At 74.1% G+C, this 15,933-nt stretch carries 10 protein-coding genes; all 10 read left to right on the top strand.

Translation table 11 applies throughout. The annotated features are described in order from the left end of the window. Positions 1 to 126: 126 nt before the first annotated feature. A complete protein-coding gene (locus HFV08_RS06570; RefSeq protein WP_168536766.1) occupies positions 127 to 3,948 on the top strand; it encodes an amino acid adenylation domain-containing protein in 3,822 nt (1,273 codons plus the stop codon). After that, on the top strand, positions 3,945 to 5,240 hold the full coding sequence (locus HFV08_RS06565) for an ATP-grasp domain-containing protein (protein WP_168536764.1): 1,296 nt from the start codon (positions 3,945 to 3,947) through the stop codon (positions 5,238 to 5,240). The genes HFV08_RS06570 and HFV08_RS06565 overlap by 4 nt, the downstream gene beginning before the upstream one ends. After that, positions 5,237 to 6,181: a peptidase gene (locus HFV08_RS06560; RefSeq protein WP_246341555.1), complete on the top strand. Its 945-nt coding sequence runs from the start codon at positions 5,237 to 5,239 to the stop codon at positions 6,179 to 6,181. Before HFV08_RS06565 ends, HFV08_RS06560 begins: the two co-directional genes overlap by 4 nt. Before the next feature lie 3 nt (positions 6,182 to 6,184). Then, the gene (gene asnB, locus HFV08_RS06555; protein WP_168536762.1) at positions 6,185 to 7,984 is read left to right on the top strand and encodes an asparagine synthase (glutamine-hydrolyzing); all 1,800 of its coding nucleotides are present in this window, start codon (positions 6,185 to 6,187) and stop codon (positions 7,982 to 7,984) included. An 89-nt stretch (positions 7,985 to 8,073) separates the two neighbouring features. Next, positions 8,074 to 8,910, top strand: a complete 837-nt coding sequence (locus HFV08_RS06550) for a hypothetical protein (protein ID WP_168536760.1) — start codon at positions 8,074 to 8,076, stop codon at positions 8,908 to 8,910. 11 nt (positions 8,911 to 8,921) lie between these two features. Next, complete coding sequence (locus HFV08_RS06545) at positions 8,922 to 9,842, top strand: aminotransferase class IV (protein ID WP_168536758.1); 921 nt, start codon at positions 8,922 to 8,924, stop codon at positions 9,840 to 9,842. A 94-nt stretch (positions 9,843 to 9,936) separates the two neighbouring features. After that, positions 9,937 to 10,887 carry an AEC family transporter gene (locus HFV08_RS06540; protein WP_168536756.1) on the top strand — a complete coding sequence of 317 codons (951 nt, stop codon included), beginning with the start codon at positions 9,937 to 9,939 and terminating at the stop codon, positions 10,885 to 10,887. A gap of 96 nt (positions 10,888 to 10,983) precedes the next feature. Further along, the gene (locus HFV08_RS06535; protein ID WP_312885425.1) at positions 10,984 to 11,946 is read left to right on the top strand and encodes a TauD/TfdA dioxygenase family protein; all 963 of its coding nucleotides are present in this window, start codon (positions 10,984 to 10,986) and stop codon (positions 11,944 to 11,946) included. Positions 11,947 to 12,119: 173 nt separating this feature from the next. Further along, positions 12,120 to 13,364: an aminotransferase class V-fold PLP-dependent enzyme gene (locus HFV08_RS06530; RefSeq protein WP_312885424.1), complete on the top strand. Its 1,245-nt coding sequence runs from the start codon at positions 12,120 to 12,122 to the stop codon at positions 13,362 to 13,364. A 395-nt stretch (positions 13,365 to 13,759) separates the two neighbouring features. Continuing rightward, complete coding sequence (locus HFV08_RS06525; protein ID WP_168536752.1) at positions 13,760 to 15,931, top strand: hypothetical protein; 2,172 nt, start codon at positions 13,760 to 13,762, stop codon at positions 15,929 to 15,931. The last annotated feature ends 2 nt before the right edge of the window (positions 15,932 to 15,933 follow it).

The following is a 15,933-nucleotide window of genomic DNA, read 5'->3' as shown; positions in this document are numbered from 1 at the left end:
CGGCCGTGCGCCGAGCCGCCGCACACACGCCTGCGGCACACCGAGAAACGCCTCACCACCGCCGACTCCGCTCCGCGCCCGCGGACGGGACGGCGGGGAAGAACAGGAAACGAGGGGAACACGATCGTGGGCGACCCATCCGCCGCATCCTCCGCCGTGGCCGTGCAGCTCCCGCTGCGGGAGCCGCGCGGCACGACCCCGGAGCCGAGCCGGCACACCTGGTCCGAGCGGCACCCCGGGGAGATCCGCCGCTGCGCCGAAGAGGCCGGAGCCCGCGCGGACGACCTGGCGCACGCGGCCTTCGCCCACCTCCTGCACCGCTACAGCGGACAGCACCCGACCCTCGGGCGCAGCGCCGATCCGGCCCCGGACGCCCGGCCCGGCACCCCGCCCGCCGAGTACGCGGTGCCACCGGCGCCCGACGACCGGGTCCCGCTGCCGGTGGCCGCCGCCGCACTCGCCCGGCAGCGCGCGGCGCAGGACCCGCGGACCGGGGAGCCGGCCGCGCTCGGCGCCGGGCTGCGCGCCGGGAGCCATCTGCGCCGCCCGGGCGTCCCGCTGCCCGCCGGCTACGACCTCCTCCTGGAGATCGTCACCGAGGGGGCGGCCACCGCGCTGGTCCTGCACCACGACGCCGCGCTCCTGTCCGAGGCGCTGGTCGCCCGGATGGCGGTGAACCTGGGCGTGCTGCTGACCGGGGCCGTCGCCCGCCCCGGCGCCGCGACGGGTGACCTCGACGTGCTCTCCGCCGCGGAAAGCCACCGCCTGCTGACCGGGCTCAACGACACCGCCCACCCCTACGACACCGCCGCCACCGTGCACGGACTCGTCGAGGCGCAGGCCGCGCGCACCCCCGCGGCGCCCGCCGTCTCCTGCGGCGGCACCGTCTGGAGCTACCGGGAGCTCGACGAGCAGGCCAACCGCCTGGCCCGCGCGCTCGCCGCCCGCGGGATCGCCCCCGGCGCCCGGATCGGCGTCAGCCTGGAGCGCAGCCACCGCACCGTCGCCCTGCTGCTGGCCGTGCACAAGGCGGGCTGCGCCTACGTACCGCTGGATCCGGCCTATCCCGCCGAGCGGCTGCGGGCGGTCGCCGCCACCGCGGGGATGTCGCTGGTGGTGCACGAGGGGGAGCGCTCGCCCGAGTGGCTCGCGGAGACCGGCGTGCCGGGCCTGCCCGCGGGCGAGCTGGGGGAGAAGGCCGCCGCCGAGGAGGCGAGCGCCCCACGGGTGGACGTCGCCCCGGCGGACACCACCCACCTCATCCACACCTCGGGCTCCACCGGCCTGCCCAAGGGCGTGGTGATCAGCCACCGCAACGTGGTCGCCCTGCTCGCCTGGGCCGAGGACACCTACCCGGCCGGGGATCTCGCCCGCGTCCTCTTCTCCACCTCACTCAACTTCGACCTCTCGGTCTTCGAGCTGTGGGCGCCGCTGACCCGCGGCGGCTGCGTGGTCGTCGTCGAGAACGTCCTCGCCCTCACCGAGGACCCGGGCCTCGCGCCCACCCTCGTCAACACCGTGCCCAGCGCGCTGAACGTGCTGCTGCGGCGCGAGGCGGTCCCCGCGTCCGTACGGGTCCTGAACGTCGCCGGGGAGCCGCTGCCCCGGGAACTGGTGCAGGAGGCCTTCGCGCGGACCTCGGCCGAGCGCCTCTACAACCTCTACGGCCCCTCGGAGGACACCACCTACTCCACCTGGAAGTGCTTCACCGGGCCCACGACCGGCCCGGTCACCATCGGGGTGCCGGTGCACAACACCCGGGCCCATCTGCTCGACGAGCGGGGGCGGCCGGTGCCCCTCGGCGCGGTCGGTGAACTCCACCTCGGCGGCGACGGGGTGGCAGACGGCTACTTCGGCGACCCGGTGCGCACCGCCGCCGCCTTCCTGCCCGCCCCCGCGCGGCCGGAGCCCGGCGGGCCCGACTGCCGCCTCTACCGCACCGGGGACCTGGCGCGCTGGACCGAGGACGGCGAACTGCGCTTCCTCGGCCGCCGGGACAACCAGGTCAAGGTCCGCGGCTTCCGGATCGAGCTGGGCGAGATCGAGTCCGTGCTGCGCGAGGCGGTCGGCCTGCGCGAGGTGGCGGCACTGGCCGTCCCCGCCGCCGACGGCACCCGGCTGGTCTGCTGGATCGGCTCCGGCGCGCAGGCGTGCCCCACCGAGGAGGTCGCCGCCCACCTGCGGGCGAAGCTGCCGCACTACATGCAGCCCGCCCGGATCCTCTGCCTGGAGAGCCTGCCCCTGCTGCCCAACGGCAAGGTCGACCGCAAGGCGCTGGCCGCCCGCCCGGTCGACTGGGGCGGCACCGGCGCCACCGCCCCCGACGGCAGCGCCGCGCTCACCGGCTCCGGCCCCGAGGAGCGCGAAGTCGCCGCCGCCTGGACGGAGTTGCTCGGCCTGCCGCAGCTCTCCGCCGAGCTGGACTTCTTCTCCGTGGGCGGCCACTCGCTGCTCGCCAACCTGCTGGCCGCCAGGCTGGGCGACACCGCCGGGCGCCCGGTGCGGGTCGCCGAGATCTACGCCCACCGCACCCTCGCCGCCCAGGCGGAGCTGCTGCGCCGCAAGCGCGCCGAGACCCCCGCCGCGAGCGGCACCGCCGGCGGTCCCGGCCGGGCGGCCGCGGTCGCCGCGACCCTGCGGGAGTCGGCCCGCGCCCACGGCGTGCCCGGAGCCGGGGTCGCCGTCCTGCTCGACGGCGAGGTGGAGTTCACGTACCACGGCATCGCCGACACGGCGGCGGGCACGCCCTACGGGCCGGGCACCCGGCAGCGGATCACCTGCATCACCAAGCCGATGCTGGCCTTCGTCGCGCTGCGCCTGGTGGACCGCGGCCTTCTCGGCCTGGACGAACCCCTCGACGGCATCCTCCCCGGGGCCTTCGTGCGCCGCGGCGGCGAGCGGGTCCGAGTCACCCTGCGCCAGCTGCTCTCGCACACCAGCGGCGTCGACGACAGCTACGAGGTCTGGCACGACACCGACCTGCCCGACCTGGACGGCTACCTGGCCACCCTCGGCGAGTACGGACAGCTCTTCTCTCCCGGCGAGGTCTTCGCGTACTCGGCCGTCGGCACCTCCATCGTCGCCGGGATCATCGAGAAGCTGCTCGGCATGCCCTGGCGCCGCGCCCTCAACGAGCTGCTGCTCCTGCCGCTCGGCATCGCCGCCGTCCCCGAGACCCTCGCGGAGAACGGCCACTACGGCGACGCGGTCTCCACCGGCTACCTGTGGCACGAGCCGACCAAGAGCTACCGGCCGCACGACCCGCCCCGGCAGACCGTCGCCGACGACGCCGCCGGCTCCTTCTCCGTCTGCCTCACCCTGGAGGAGCTGTCCCGCATCGCGCGCCTCGCGCTGGACGACGGCCTCGCCCCGAGCGGCGAGCGCCTGCTCTCCGCCGCGCTCGCCGCCGAGATGCGTACCCCGCAGATCCCGGTCCCCGGCCACCACTTCATGCACGCCTGGGGCCTCGGCTGGCTGATGTTCGGCCCCTCCGCCTTCGGCTTCAACTCCAACGGCAGCGGCCACCACAACTTCGTCCAGATCTTCCCCGAGGAGCGCAGCTTCCTGCTGCTGCTCGCCAACGCCTACCCGGCCTTCGGGCTCTACGAGGACCTGCTGCGCGAGGTGACCGGAGAGGGGCTCATCCGCACCGGCCGCCCCTTCGAGATGGCCCTCGGCGACTGCCCCGGCGTCTACGCCTCCGACGGCTACCGCCTGCACGTCCTGCCGGGCGAGGAGCACCTGCGGTACGAGTACGCCGAGCGCGCCCCCGACGGCACCTGGCGCCCGCTGGACGAGGGCAGCCTCGTGCTCTCCGGCGCGGGCGGCTTCAGCTCGATGTCCGAGCGCAACGTCCTCGCGGGCTCCATCTCCTTCATCCCGGCACCGGGGACCAGCACTCCCGGCTACGTCCGGATCGGCCAGCGCTTCGCCAGGAGGACCCGATGACCGCGGCCGAGAACCCCGCGAAGCCCGGGCAGGCCCGCAAGCACGTGGTGTTCGTGACCTGGAAGGCAGGCAACGCCCCCGCCTTCGAGGCCGCCGCCCGGCTCGGCCACCGGGTCACCCTGATCCGCTCGCTGCGCATGGAGAAGTCGCAGAACATCGACTTCGACGCCACCCCGTACGGCAGGTTCGTGGACGCCGTGCACGTCCTGGAGGACGCCACCGACCTCGACGCCCTGCGCACCCGGGTGCGCGCGGTGCACGCCGCACACCCCGTGGACGGCTTCGTCGCCACCGTCGACGCGCTCGTGGTGCCGGTGGCCCGGATCGCCGAGGAGCTGGGGGTGCCCTTCACCCGCGCCCGGGCCGCCGAGGACGCCAAGCAGAAGGACCGCTGCCGCCGCGTCCTCGCCGCCGCCGGACTCGACACCACCGCCCACGCCGTGGTCCCCGGCGCCGAGGAGGCCGCCGCCTTCGCCGCCCGCCACGGCTACCCGGTCGTGGTCAAACCGGCCCGCGGCTCCGGCAGCGAGGGCGCCCACGTCCTGGCCGACGAGGCCGAGCTGCGCGCCGTCCTCGCCGGTGCCGCGGACCGGCCCGCCTACGCCGCGGGCATCCTCGTCGAGGAGTACCTCCAAGGGCGCTTCGTCTCCGCCGAGATCGGGCTGTCCGCCGGGAGGTTCCTGCGCCTCGCCGTCAGCGAGCGCTCCACCTGGCACCGGCACGAGGCCCTGGAGACCGGCACCACCATCCCGGCCGCCCTGGACGCGGCCGACCACGACCGGGTGATGGAGTTCGCCGAGGCGGTCGTCGGCGCGCTCGGCCTGGGGCTCGGCATCTTCCACGTCGAGGTGATGCTCGGTGCGGACGGCACGCCCCGGCTCATCGAGTGCAATCCGCGCCTGATGGGCTCCTGCCTGCCCAACCTCTTCCAGCTCGCGGGCGGCGGCGACATCTTCGAACTCCTGGTCCGCATCCACCTGGACGAGCCCGTGGACCGCCCGCCCAGCAGTTTCGCGAGGTACGCCACCGTCCGCTGGTTCGGCGCCGCCGACGCCGTACCGCGTCCCGCACGGGCGCCGGACACCACCTGGGCCGCCGCCGAGTACGGCCCGCACCTGCACTCCTTCACCGTCCGCTTCCCCGAGGGAGAGGTCCTCGCCCCCTGCCGGGGCAACCTCGGCAACTTCGGCGAGGTGCAGGTCGTCCACCCCGACCACGACACCTCGATCCGCCTCGCGGAGGACATCGTCCGCCGCACCGCCGAGCAACTCGGATTCGAGGTGACCAGGTGATCACGACCGCCTTCTACGAGGAGACCAGGGCGCAGCTGGCCCGTCTCGGCCTGCCGGCCGGCGACCTGCTCGACGCCCCCGACTCGGGCCGCACCTTCCCCGACGGCTGCCACTTCCGCATCGAGGTGCCCACCGTCAACTCCGTGCAGGCCGCGGCCACCCTGCTCGCCGAGAGCCGCCGCCGGGGCTTCACCATCAACCGCATCACCGAGACCCGCGGCATGTACCGGCACACCGCCCGCGAGATCGGCGAGTACGTGGCCCTCGGCAAGGACTTCGGCGCCGAGATCCTGATGTCCGTCGGCCCCCGCGCCGGATACGACATCGGGGCGGGCGTGCAGACCCCCGAGGGCTCGCGCATCAGCTACCGGCTGCGCGGCCAGGAGCAGATCGTCCGCGCCGTGGAGGACGTCAAGCGCGGCGTCGACCTCGGGGTGCGCGGCTTCGTCGTCTACGACGAAGGGCTGCTGTGGGCCCTCGGCCGGCTGCGCACCGCCGGGCACCTCCCCGCCGACCTGCACCTGAAGGTCTCCGCGCACTGCGGGCAGGGCAATCCGGCCGCCGCCCAGATGCTGGAGATGCTCGGCGCCGACAGCTTCAACCCGGTGCGCGACCTGACCCTGCCGATGATCTCCGCGCTGCGGCAGTCGGTGCGGATCCCGCTCGACTGCCACGTCGACAACCCGAAGAAGTCCGGCGGCTTCATCCGCACCTACGAGGCCCCCGACTTCGTCCGCGCCGCCGCCCCGCTGCACCTCAAGACCGGCAACAGCGCCCTGGAGGGCCACGGCGTGAACCCCGGCCCCCAGCAGGTCGACGACATCCTCCGGCAGGTCGAGATCGTCGTCGAGTTCCTCGCCCGCCACTACCCGGCGGCCCGCCAGAGCCCGCCCGGGCTGAGCCGCTCCCCGGTCGCCGCCGGGACCCCCACGGAGGCCTGAACCATGTGCCGCATCTACGGACACCTCGGCGGCGCCCACCCGGGCCCGGACGTCCTGCGGGCGGTCGGCGCGGCCATGCGCGAGGGCGGCCCCGACGCGCAGACCACCGGCCTCGGCGCCCGCTGGTCGCTCGGCAGCAACCGCCTCGCCGTGCAGGGCATCGCCCACGGCGCCCAGCCCTACCGGCGCCCCGGCCTGACCTGCGTCTTCAACGGAGAGATCTACAACCACCGGGAACTGCGGGCCGAACTGCGCGCCCTGGGGCACGCGTTCGAGGGCGACTGCGACGGCGACGTGCTGCTGCCGCTGTACGAGCGGCACGGCGAGGACTTCGTCTCCCGCCTGGAGGGCATGTTCGCGATCGCCCTGGTCGACGAGCGCGGACCCGAGCCCGTGCTGCGGCTGTTCACGGACCACGCGGGCATGAAGTCGCTCTTCTACTACCGGACCCCGGACGGCGGCCTCCGCTTCGCCTCCGAGCTGCGCGCGCTGAGCCGCTACCCCGACTTCCCCGCCGCCCTCGACCCGCTGGCCGTCGACCGCTACCTCGGCGGCCGCGCGGTGTGGGGCCCCGGCACCGTCCACCGCGACGTCCGCACCCTGGAACCGGGCTCGGTGCTCCGCTTCACCGCGGGCCGCCTCGACGTGCGCCTGACCGCACTGGAGCCCGCCCGCCCCGACTGGCCGGACGGCACACCCACCGTGGCGGCCGCGGGCGCGCAGCTCGACGCCCTGCTGAGGCACGAGATGGGCCGCATGCTCGACGCGGACGTACCCGTCTGCGTGATCACCAGCGGCGGCCTCGACTCCAGCTACACCACCGCGCTCGCCGCCGACCTGCTGCCCGAGGTCTCCTCCTTCCACATCGCCTACCGCGGCGACTGGCCCGCCGACGAACGGCACTTCGCCGCCGAGGTCGCCCGGCGCTGCGGCACCGACCACCACGAGGTGCTGCTCGACCCGGCCGGTTTCCCCGCCCTCGTCGACCGCTTCGTCCGCCACCTCGACCAGCCCAACAACGCCCCGCACAGCCTCAGTACGTACGCGCTCTTCGAGGCGGTCCACGAGGCCGGATTCAAGGTGGCCCTGACCGGCGACGGCGCGGACGAGCTCTTCGGCGGCTACACCCGGTTCGTGAAGGCGGCCCGCGACGACAGCCCCACCTGGTACCGCGCCTACCAGGGCACCATGGCCGCCGTCCCCACCGAGGGCCTGCGCACGCTCTACACCCCCGACTACCTGGCCCGGGTCCATGCGGCGGGCGGCTTCTTCGGCGACGCCAGCGGCGACGCGCTCGACCGGCAGGTGCGCGCCGGAAACCACGGCAAGCTCGAAACCCTGCTGCGCTACGACCAGTTCGCCCGCTTCCCGTACTACATCCTGCGCCGCGTCGACCACCTGAGCATGGCCCACTCGGTGGAGGCCCGCGTCCCCTTCCTCCAGCCCTCGGTGATGCGCTTCGCCCACGCGCTGCCCGAGGAGGTCAAGGTCGCCGGGGACACGGTCAAGGCGCCCCTCGCCGAGGCCGCCCGCCGCTGGGTGCCGCGCAGTGTCCTGGACCGCCCCAAGCAGCCGTTCACCCTGCCCGTCACGGCGATGATCAAGCCGGGCGAGGCCCTCTACGACATGATCGGCGACCTGCTGCTGGCCCCCACCGCCCGCTGCCACGCCTTCGTACGCCCCGAGGCGCTGCGTGAACTCCTGGCGCTCCAGACCGAGTCGCCCGGCGCGCACGCCGCCGAGGCGCTCTGGTCGGTGCTGATGCTGGAGACCTGGCTCGCCGCCCGCGGCCTGGCCGCCTGACCCCCGCCCGGCCGCCCGGCCCCCGTGTCCACGACCACCGAGCGCGCCTCGCACCGAGGCCGCCGCCCACCCGAGGAAATGAGCCGAACATGACCGCGACCCCGCCCGAGCAGAGCCCCGCCATCACCTCGCTGCTCGCCCACACCACCAAGGACGACATCCGCCGGGACCCCTTCCCGCACGTCGTCGTCCGCAACGCGCTGCCGCAGGAGCTGTACGAGGCGCTGGCGAAGTCGATGCCGACCGGCGAGTACATCGCCGAGCGCATCGGCAAGCCCATCACCAGCAACGAGCGCTACAACTACATGTCCGAGCCGATACTCGCCGACCCGACCGTGGCACAGGTCTGGAAGGACTTCGTCACCTACCACGCCTCCCCGGCGTTCCTGACGGAGTTCCTCGACCTCTTCCAGGAGGACCTGCTCGCCAACCTGCCCGAGGCCGAGCAGAAGATCGGCACCCCGCTGCGCGAACTGCGGGTCGGGCGCCGCAACCGCGACTCCTTCGAGACCCACGACATCCTCATGGACTGCACCGCGGTCATCAACTCCGCCGTGACCGGCCGCCCTTCGGCCTACCGCGGCCCGCACGTCGACAAGCCCTACAAGCTCTTCGGCGGCCTCTTCTACATGCGCCTCGACGAGGACGACACCGAGGGCGGCGACCTCGTCCTCTACAAGTACCGCCCCGGCGCCCACAAGTTCCACACCAGCGCCTCCGAGTACGGCGACAACCGCTTCGACATCGACCCGCAGTATGTCGAGGAGGTCATGACCATCCCCTACGAGGCGAACACCCTGGTCCTCTACCCGATCAACCGGCTCGCCCTGCACGGCGTCTCGGTGCGCGCTCTCACCCAGCACCAGCGCCGCTTCGTCGCCCTCGTCGGCGACCTCCAGCACCACCTCTTCGACCTGGCGCTCTGAAGGAGACCCGCATGCTCCCCTTCGACCGGCGCACCGGGCACATCTGGTACGACGGCTCCCTCGTCGACTGGAGCGAGGCCACCCTGCACGTCCTCAGCCACGGACTGCACTACGCCTCCAGCATCTTCGAGGGCATCCGCGTCTACCGCGGCGAGCCCTTCCTGCTCGACCACCACCTGGACCGGCTCGCCGCCTCGGCCCGCATCCTCGACTTCACCCTGGAGTACGACCGCGAGACCCTGCGCGAGGCCGCCCGCGAGGTGGTCGACCGGGCCCAGATCACCGAGGGCTACCTGCGCGTCAACGCCTGGCGCGGCTCGGAGATCATCCAGACGGCGGCGCTGCACACCTCCGTGCACACCAGCCTCGCCGCCTGGGAGCTCCCGGCCGGCTACTACGCGGCCGCCGACGCCCTCGACACCGGCGTCCGGCTGGTCACCGGGCGCTACCGGCGCCCCTCGCCCGAGTACGCGCCGGTCAAGTCCAAGGCGGCCGGCAACTACATGATCGGCACCGTCAGCAAGAACGAGGCCCTGCGGGCGGGCTACGACGACGCCCTGCTCCTGGACGACTGCGGGAACTTCGTGGAGGCCACCGGCGCGCACCTGTTCTTCCTCAAGGACGGCGCGCTGCACACCCCGACGACCCGCTGCACCATCGACGGCATCACCCGCGCCGCGGTCCTCGCGCTCGCCGCCCACCGCGGCGTCGAGACCGTCGTGGGGGATCTGCCTCCGGCCTTCGCCCAGGAGGCCGAAGGAGCCTTCCTGTGCGGCACGGCCTGCGAGGTCCTTCCGGTCGCCTCGATCGATGGCCATGGTTACCAGGTGCGCGGCAACACGCTCCTGCGCTCCCTCGTCGACGACTACCGCGCGCTCGTCGAGGGCCGCCTCGACGTGGCGGTGGAGAACCCCTGGGCCCCGGTGCCCTGACCCGGGACGCTCCCGCGGCACCCGGCCGCGGGAGCACCCACCCCGCCCGAGCCACCGGGCACGGCGGAGCGCGACGAGCACGAGGAGGCGGGACATGGGAGCGGTCGAGGCGCTGGAGAAGCTGGCACCGGTGGTGCTGGCCTTCGGCTGCGGAGTCCTGCTCGCCCGGCGCAAGACCGTCCCCGCCGCGGCCTCCCAGGTCTTCGCCGACTACGCCTTCCTCTTCGCGGTGCCCTGCTTCCTCTTCGGCAGCATCTACCGCAGCGACCTCGGCGCCCTCTTCGACTGGCGCGCCTTCACCGGCTACGCGGCGGCCGCCCTGGCCGCCGCCGCCCTGACCGGGGCCCTGGTGCGCGCCCTCGGTGAACGCGACCCGCGCGGCATCGCTCTGCGCGTGATGGCCGCGGTCCAGGTGAACACGGCCTACTTCGCCGTACCCGTCTTCATCATGCTCTTCGGGGACGCGGCACCGATCTTCCCGGTGCTGCTCTTCCAGGTGTGCGTCCTCTCCCTGATCATCCTCTCGGTCATGGAACTCGGCAGCGCCGAGCGCACCGGCAGCCCCGCCCGCCGCCTCGGCGGAGCCGTCCGCGCCTCCCTGACGACCCCCGTGGTCCTCGCGTGCAACGCGGGCATCCTGCTCAACCTGCTGCCGCTGCACCTGCCCGTGGTGGTCCTGGACAGCTTCGACTTCGTCGGCGCCAGCGCCTCGCCCGTCGCCCTGTTCGCCCTCGGCCTGCACCTCGGCGGCACCGGCCTCGACGTACGGGGCACCACCCGCGAGGAGTGGGGCCTCATCGCCTTCAAGTGCCTCGCCTTCCCGCTGCTCACCTACCTGGTCTGCCACCACCTCTTCGGGGTGCGCGGAATCCGCCTCGACCAGCTCGTCCTGATCGCTGCGATGCCCGCACCGCAGAACCTGTTCATCTTCGCCCAGCGCTACCGCGTGGGCGCGGACATGGCCGCGGCCCTCGTCGTCAAGAGCTCCCTGGCCGCGTTACTCCTGCTCCCGCTGTGGACGCAGTTCCTCAGCCGCACGCCCTGACCCGGGACCACCCCGAGGCCACCCTCGTCCGGCCCCGGGGCACACCCGCTCCCTCCCCCCATGCACGACCGCCCGTCAGCTCAGAAAGGCACCGCCGTGAACAAGACCGCGCAGCCCACCCGACTCGTCGTACGCCGGACCGCGGGACGCATCGGCGCCGAGATCTCCGGCGTCGACCTGCGCGAGGAACTCGACGACGCCACCGTGGCGGCGATACGCGAGGCGGTGCTCGCCCACCGCGTCGTCTTCTTCCGCGACCAGCCCCTCGACCACGCCCAGCACATCGCCTTCGGCCGCCGCTTCGGCGCCCTGACCCGGCGCGAGGGCGCCAAGCACGGGGTCCACCCGGAAGGCCACCCCGAGATCCTCACCGTCGACCCCCGGGCCGACACCGAGCGCTACGGCGCCGACTTCGAGGAGCACTACCGGCGCAAGTGGCTCTCCCCGCTCGCCGGTTGGCACAGCGACCTCACCCAGTACCCCAACCCGCCCGCCCTCTCGATCCTGCGCGCCGAGCGCACCCCCGAGTTCGGCGGCGACACCCAGTGGACCAACACCGTCGCCGCCTACGAGGGCCTCGCCGCCCCCCTGCGCCGGCTCTGCGACGGACTCATGGCCGAGCACGCCTTCTTCAACGCCGTGCACCTGCGCCACTCCGACGAACGCGACCGCGAGATCCTGCGCAAGTTCTGCGCCGACCCCCAGGTCGCCGAGCATCCTGTGGTCCGCGTCCACCCCGAGACCGGCGAACGCGCCCTGTTCGTCAGCCCCGGCTCCACCACCCGGATCACCGGCTTCTCCGAACTGGAGAGCCGCCACCTCCTCGACCTCCTCTTCCAGCACCTGACGAGCGCCGAGTACACCGTCCGCTTCCGCTGGGAACCGCACAGCATCGCCTTCTGGGACAACCGCAGCACCTGCCACTTCGCCCCCACCGACTTCGCCCACCTGGACGTGGACCGCGTCATGCACCGCGTGACCGTCCTCGGCGAGCTTGTCGAGGGGCCCGGGGGACTGCGGAGCGAGTCGGCGGCGGGCACCGAGATGCGCGCCTGGTAGCAGCCGGGCGCGGGGCGGGGCCGCCGGTACCGCCCCGCCCCGACCACCGTCCCCCGTACCGTGTGACGGGCACCGCGAGGAGTGCCCGTCCGACCGGTCCCGTCGAGGGTCACCCGAGCGCAGGACCGGCCGCGACGCCCCCGGCACCCGCCGCCCCGGCCACCAGGAGTCCCGTGCGTACGACCAAGGCCCCCGCGCCCGAACCGCTCACGCTGCCCGACGGCCGGCCCGCCGCGGCCGCCTGGACGCTCGACCCGGCGATCAGGCACCTGAACCACGGTTCGTTCGGGGCGGTCCCGCGCTGCGCGCAGGAGGAGCAGAACCGGCTGCGGCAGCAGATGGAGGCCTCACCGGTGCGGTGGTTCCCCGAGCTGCCCGGCAGGGTCGCCGCCGCGCGGACCGCCGTCGCCGCCTTCCTGCGGGTGCCGCCCGGCGACCTCGCCCTCGTCCCCAACGCCAGCGGCGGTGCGAGCGCGGCCCACCTCGCCCTGCCGCCCCGCCCCGGCGCCGAGGTCCTGGTCACCGACCACGGCTACGGCGCGGTCACCATGGGCGCGGCCCGCCTCGCCCGCCGCTGGGGCGGCAGCCTGCGCACCGTCCATGTCCCCCTGGACGCGGACGCCGACACCGCCGAGGAGGCGGTGACCGCCGCCCTCGGCTCCTCGACCGGGCTCCTCGTGATCGACCACATCACCTCGGCCACCGCGCGCTGGCTGCCGGTGGCCCGGATCGCGGCGGCGGCCCGCGAGCGGGGCGTGCCGGTGCTCGTGGACGGCGCCCATGTGCCCGGCCTCGCCGAGGAGCCGCTCGCCGGCCTCGACTGCGACTTCTGGGTCGGCAATCTGCACAAGTTCGGCTGCGCCCCGCGCGGCACCGCCGCCCTGGTCGCCCGCGGCCCCCTGCGCGAGGACCTCCACCCCCTGATCGACTCCTGGGGCGCCCCCGACCCGTACCCCGAGCGCTTCGACACCCAGGGCACCGTCGACGCCACGGGCCCGCTCGCGGCGCCCACCGCACTCGCCTTCGTCGAGGACACCTGGGGCTGGTCCGCCGCCCGCGCCTACCTGAGCGCCCTGGCCGACTACGCCGAGGACCTGATCGGCGCGGCCTTCGCCGAACTCACCGGGGAGGACAGCCGGGTGGACGTCGGCATGCCGGTCGGCGCGATGCGCCTGGTCCGCCTCCCCGCGCCGCTCGGCGCCACCCGCGTCGAGGCGGACGCCCTCCGCGACCGCGTCGGCCGCGAACTGGGCGTCGCCGCCGCCTTCACCAGCTTCGGCGGCACCGGCTACTTCCGCCTGTCCACCCACGTCTACAACACCCCCGCCGACTACGAGCACTTCGCCGAGCGGTGCGTCCCGGTGCTGGGGGAGTGGGCCCGCCGGGCGGCGGGACGAGGGACGCGCGGGACGTCCTGACGAGCGAGGCGGACGCGTCCCCGGCCGCACGGATCCCCCGGCCGTCAGCCGCAGACGCCTTGCTCCCCGGCCGAGTTGCCCACGCCGCCCCGCACACAGGGGTGATGCCCGCCCGGTGCCGGCCGCCGCTCCGCGCGGGGAGGCTCTGCCACGGACCCGTACAGCATCGTCGTCGGGTACGACACCGAGCGGAGAGCAGGTGTGCCTCACCGGGACGGCACGCGGGCGCCCGACTGCCGCGGTGCCCGCCCTCCCGCCACCCCCTCATGCCCCCAACTCCCTTTTTTGCAGGGGTCGTTGCCGAACAACAGTGTTCGTGTTCCACTAACCCTTTTCTGGTGCATCGGACAGTGGGAAACCGTCTTCGGGCGGGATGAACACTTCATGGGGGGTCCGTGTGTGACGACTTGGGGTTCGAGAAACTCCTGAGCGAGGAGGGCTTCTTCGCGCACCTCCTCGGGCGGGCGCCCTCCGGCGCCGGCCGGGATCCGCTGTACGGGCCCGACCTGCCCGTGGTGCTGCTCACCGGCGGACCCGGCATGGGCAAGGGGCGGCTGCTGCGCGCGGTGCGGGACGCCTTCGCCGCCAAGGTGCCGGTGATCCACCTGGACTGCGGCTCGCCGGTCTACGCCGACCGGGCCGAGCCGGAGCCCGGCGCCCGCTCCGCCGCGACCGAGGCCCTGGTGGAGGTCGCCCGGCGGCTGTGTCTGTGGCAGGGGACGGGCGGCTCGTTCGCCTTCCCGCGGCTCTTCACCGGCCTCGCGATGATCGCCACCGGCGCCACCGAGGGCTCGCCCGAGGCGGTCGCCACGGAGGTCGAACGCTACGAGCAGCTGCCCCAGAAGCAGCGCCTGCGCGGCCTGGTCACCGGCGACTTCTGGCGCGGCATGCTCGGCGGGACCGTCCGCAACCTTCTGACGACCCTGTCCGGGCAGGCCCTCGACCCGTACTCGGCGGCCGTCGGCAACGCGATCCTGGACGCCCTCTTCGAGCGCCTCGCCCCCCGCGGCCGGCACGAACTCGAACGCATCTACGGCTCGTACCCCGGCGCCGCGGGCCAGCCCAGGCACGGACTGCGCAACCTCGCCGCTGACTTCCACACCGGCGGCGAGGCACGGGAGTTGGCCGAGAGCTTCCTCTTCCGGGCGCTGCGCGAGGACCTGGAGGCGGCCTACGCCTCCGCCGCCGGCTGGCTGCGCCGGGTCGGCCGCCCCGGACTGCTCCTCGACCACGCCGAGTCGCCGCTAGGGGAGCAACTGCTGCGCGCCGCGCTCACCGACCGCCGGGGCGGGCAGCGCGACCGCCTGGTGATCGTGGGCACGGCCCGCAGGGCGGACGGCGGCGCCTTCCTGCACGGCGGACTCCCGGCCGAGGAGGCGGCGGCCCCCGCGGAGTTCCGGCCGGCCGACGGCGGACCGCCCGCCTGGACCCGGCGCGCGGACGGCACCGCCGACCGCGCCCCGCTCGCCGACGGAGTACTGCTGCTGCGCATGCCCCTGCTCACCGGCGACCAGCTCCGCCGGGAGACCGAACGCAGGCAGCTCCACACCGAGCCGGAGGGCGCCTCGAACCGCCGCCGCATCGACGCCGCGGTGGCCCGGCTCAGCGGCGGACGGCCACACACGGTGATCCGCCTCGCCGCCGCCGCGGCCGCCTTCCGGATGCCCGAGGACGCCAACGACCGGGACATCCTGGACGCCCCGCTGCGCATACCCGGCGACGGCGCCCCCGAGCAGCGGGTGGCCGACGTACTGCTCCAGGAGCTGATCCTCGACCAACTGCCCGTACGGCTGCCGACCGAGCACCGCGACCAGTGGCTCGATCTGCTCACCCATCTGTCGGTCGCCCACGACAAGGAATGCGCGGACGTCCTTCTGCGCCACCACCAGGCAGGCCACGTCCATCACTTGACGGCCCATCACCTCTCCCAGCTCCTCACCGACACGGGCTGGCCGAGCTGCGAACGCCACTTCATCGGCGACTTCGGCCTGCGCCAGATGCTGGTGCACCGGCTGTACGGGCTGCGCCCGGGCGGCGCCGCCTGGAGCGCCGACCACCACCTGCTGCGGGACCACTACACGGGGCGCGCGGCTGTGGACGGGGCAGCCCCGGAGGGCCGGGCGTTCCGCTCGGTCACCGCGCACCGGATGAGCCACCACCTGGTCTCCGGCGGCGCGGACGACGTCGTCGACCACCTGGTCGCCACCCTGCCGGGCCGCCCCCGCCAGTGGTGCGCCGACCTCCTGGAGATCGCGCAGGCGCCCTACCCCGGCGGGGCGGACGCCCGGCGGGAACGGGCCCAGGGCCGGATGGCCGCCCGGGGCCCCGCGCTGCGCCGCACCGTCGACCAACTGCTGCACGCGGTCTGGCTGTGCGAGGAGCGGACCAGGCCGACCGGCAGGGAGACCGCCCGCACCCTGGCCAAGCTCCTCGACCTGCTGTCGATCATGGAATTCGACGGCGCGGGACAGCTCAGCGAGATGGCCACCGACTGGAGCGGCCTCGCGGAGAACGAGCAGCCGCTGCTGCGCTGCACCTGCACCGGTCAGCTCGGACGAAGGAGGTAGCG

The sequence above is a fragment of the Streptomyces physcomitrii genome (assembly GCF_012273655.1).
Taxonomy (GTDB): Bacteria; Actinomycetota; Actinomycetes; order Streptomycetales; family Streptomycetaceae; genus Streptomyces; species Streptomyces physcomitrii.
This window is presented reverse-complemented; position numbering and strand designations above follow the sequence as displayed.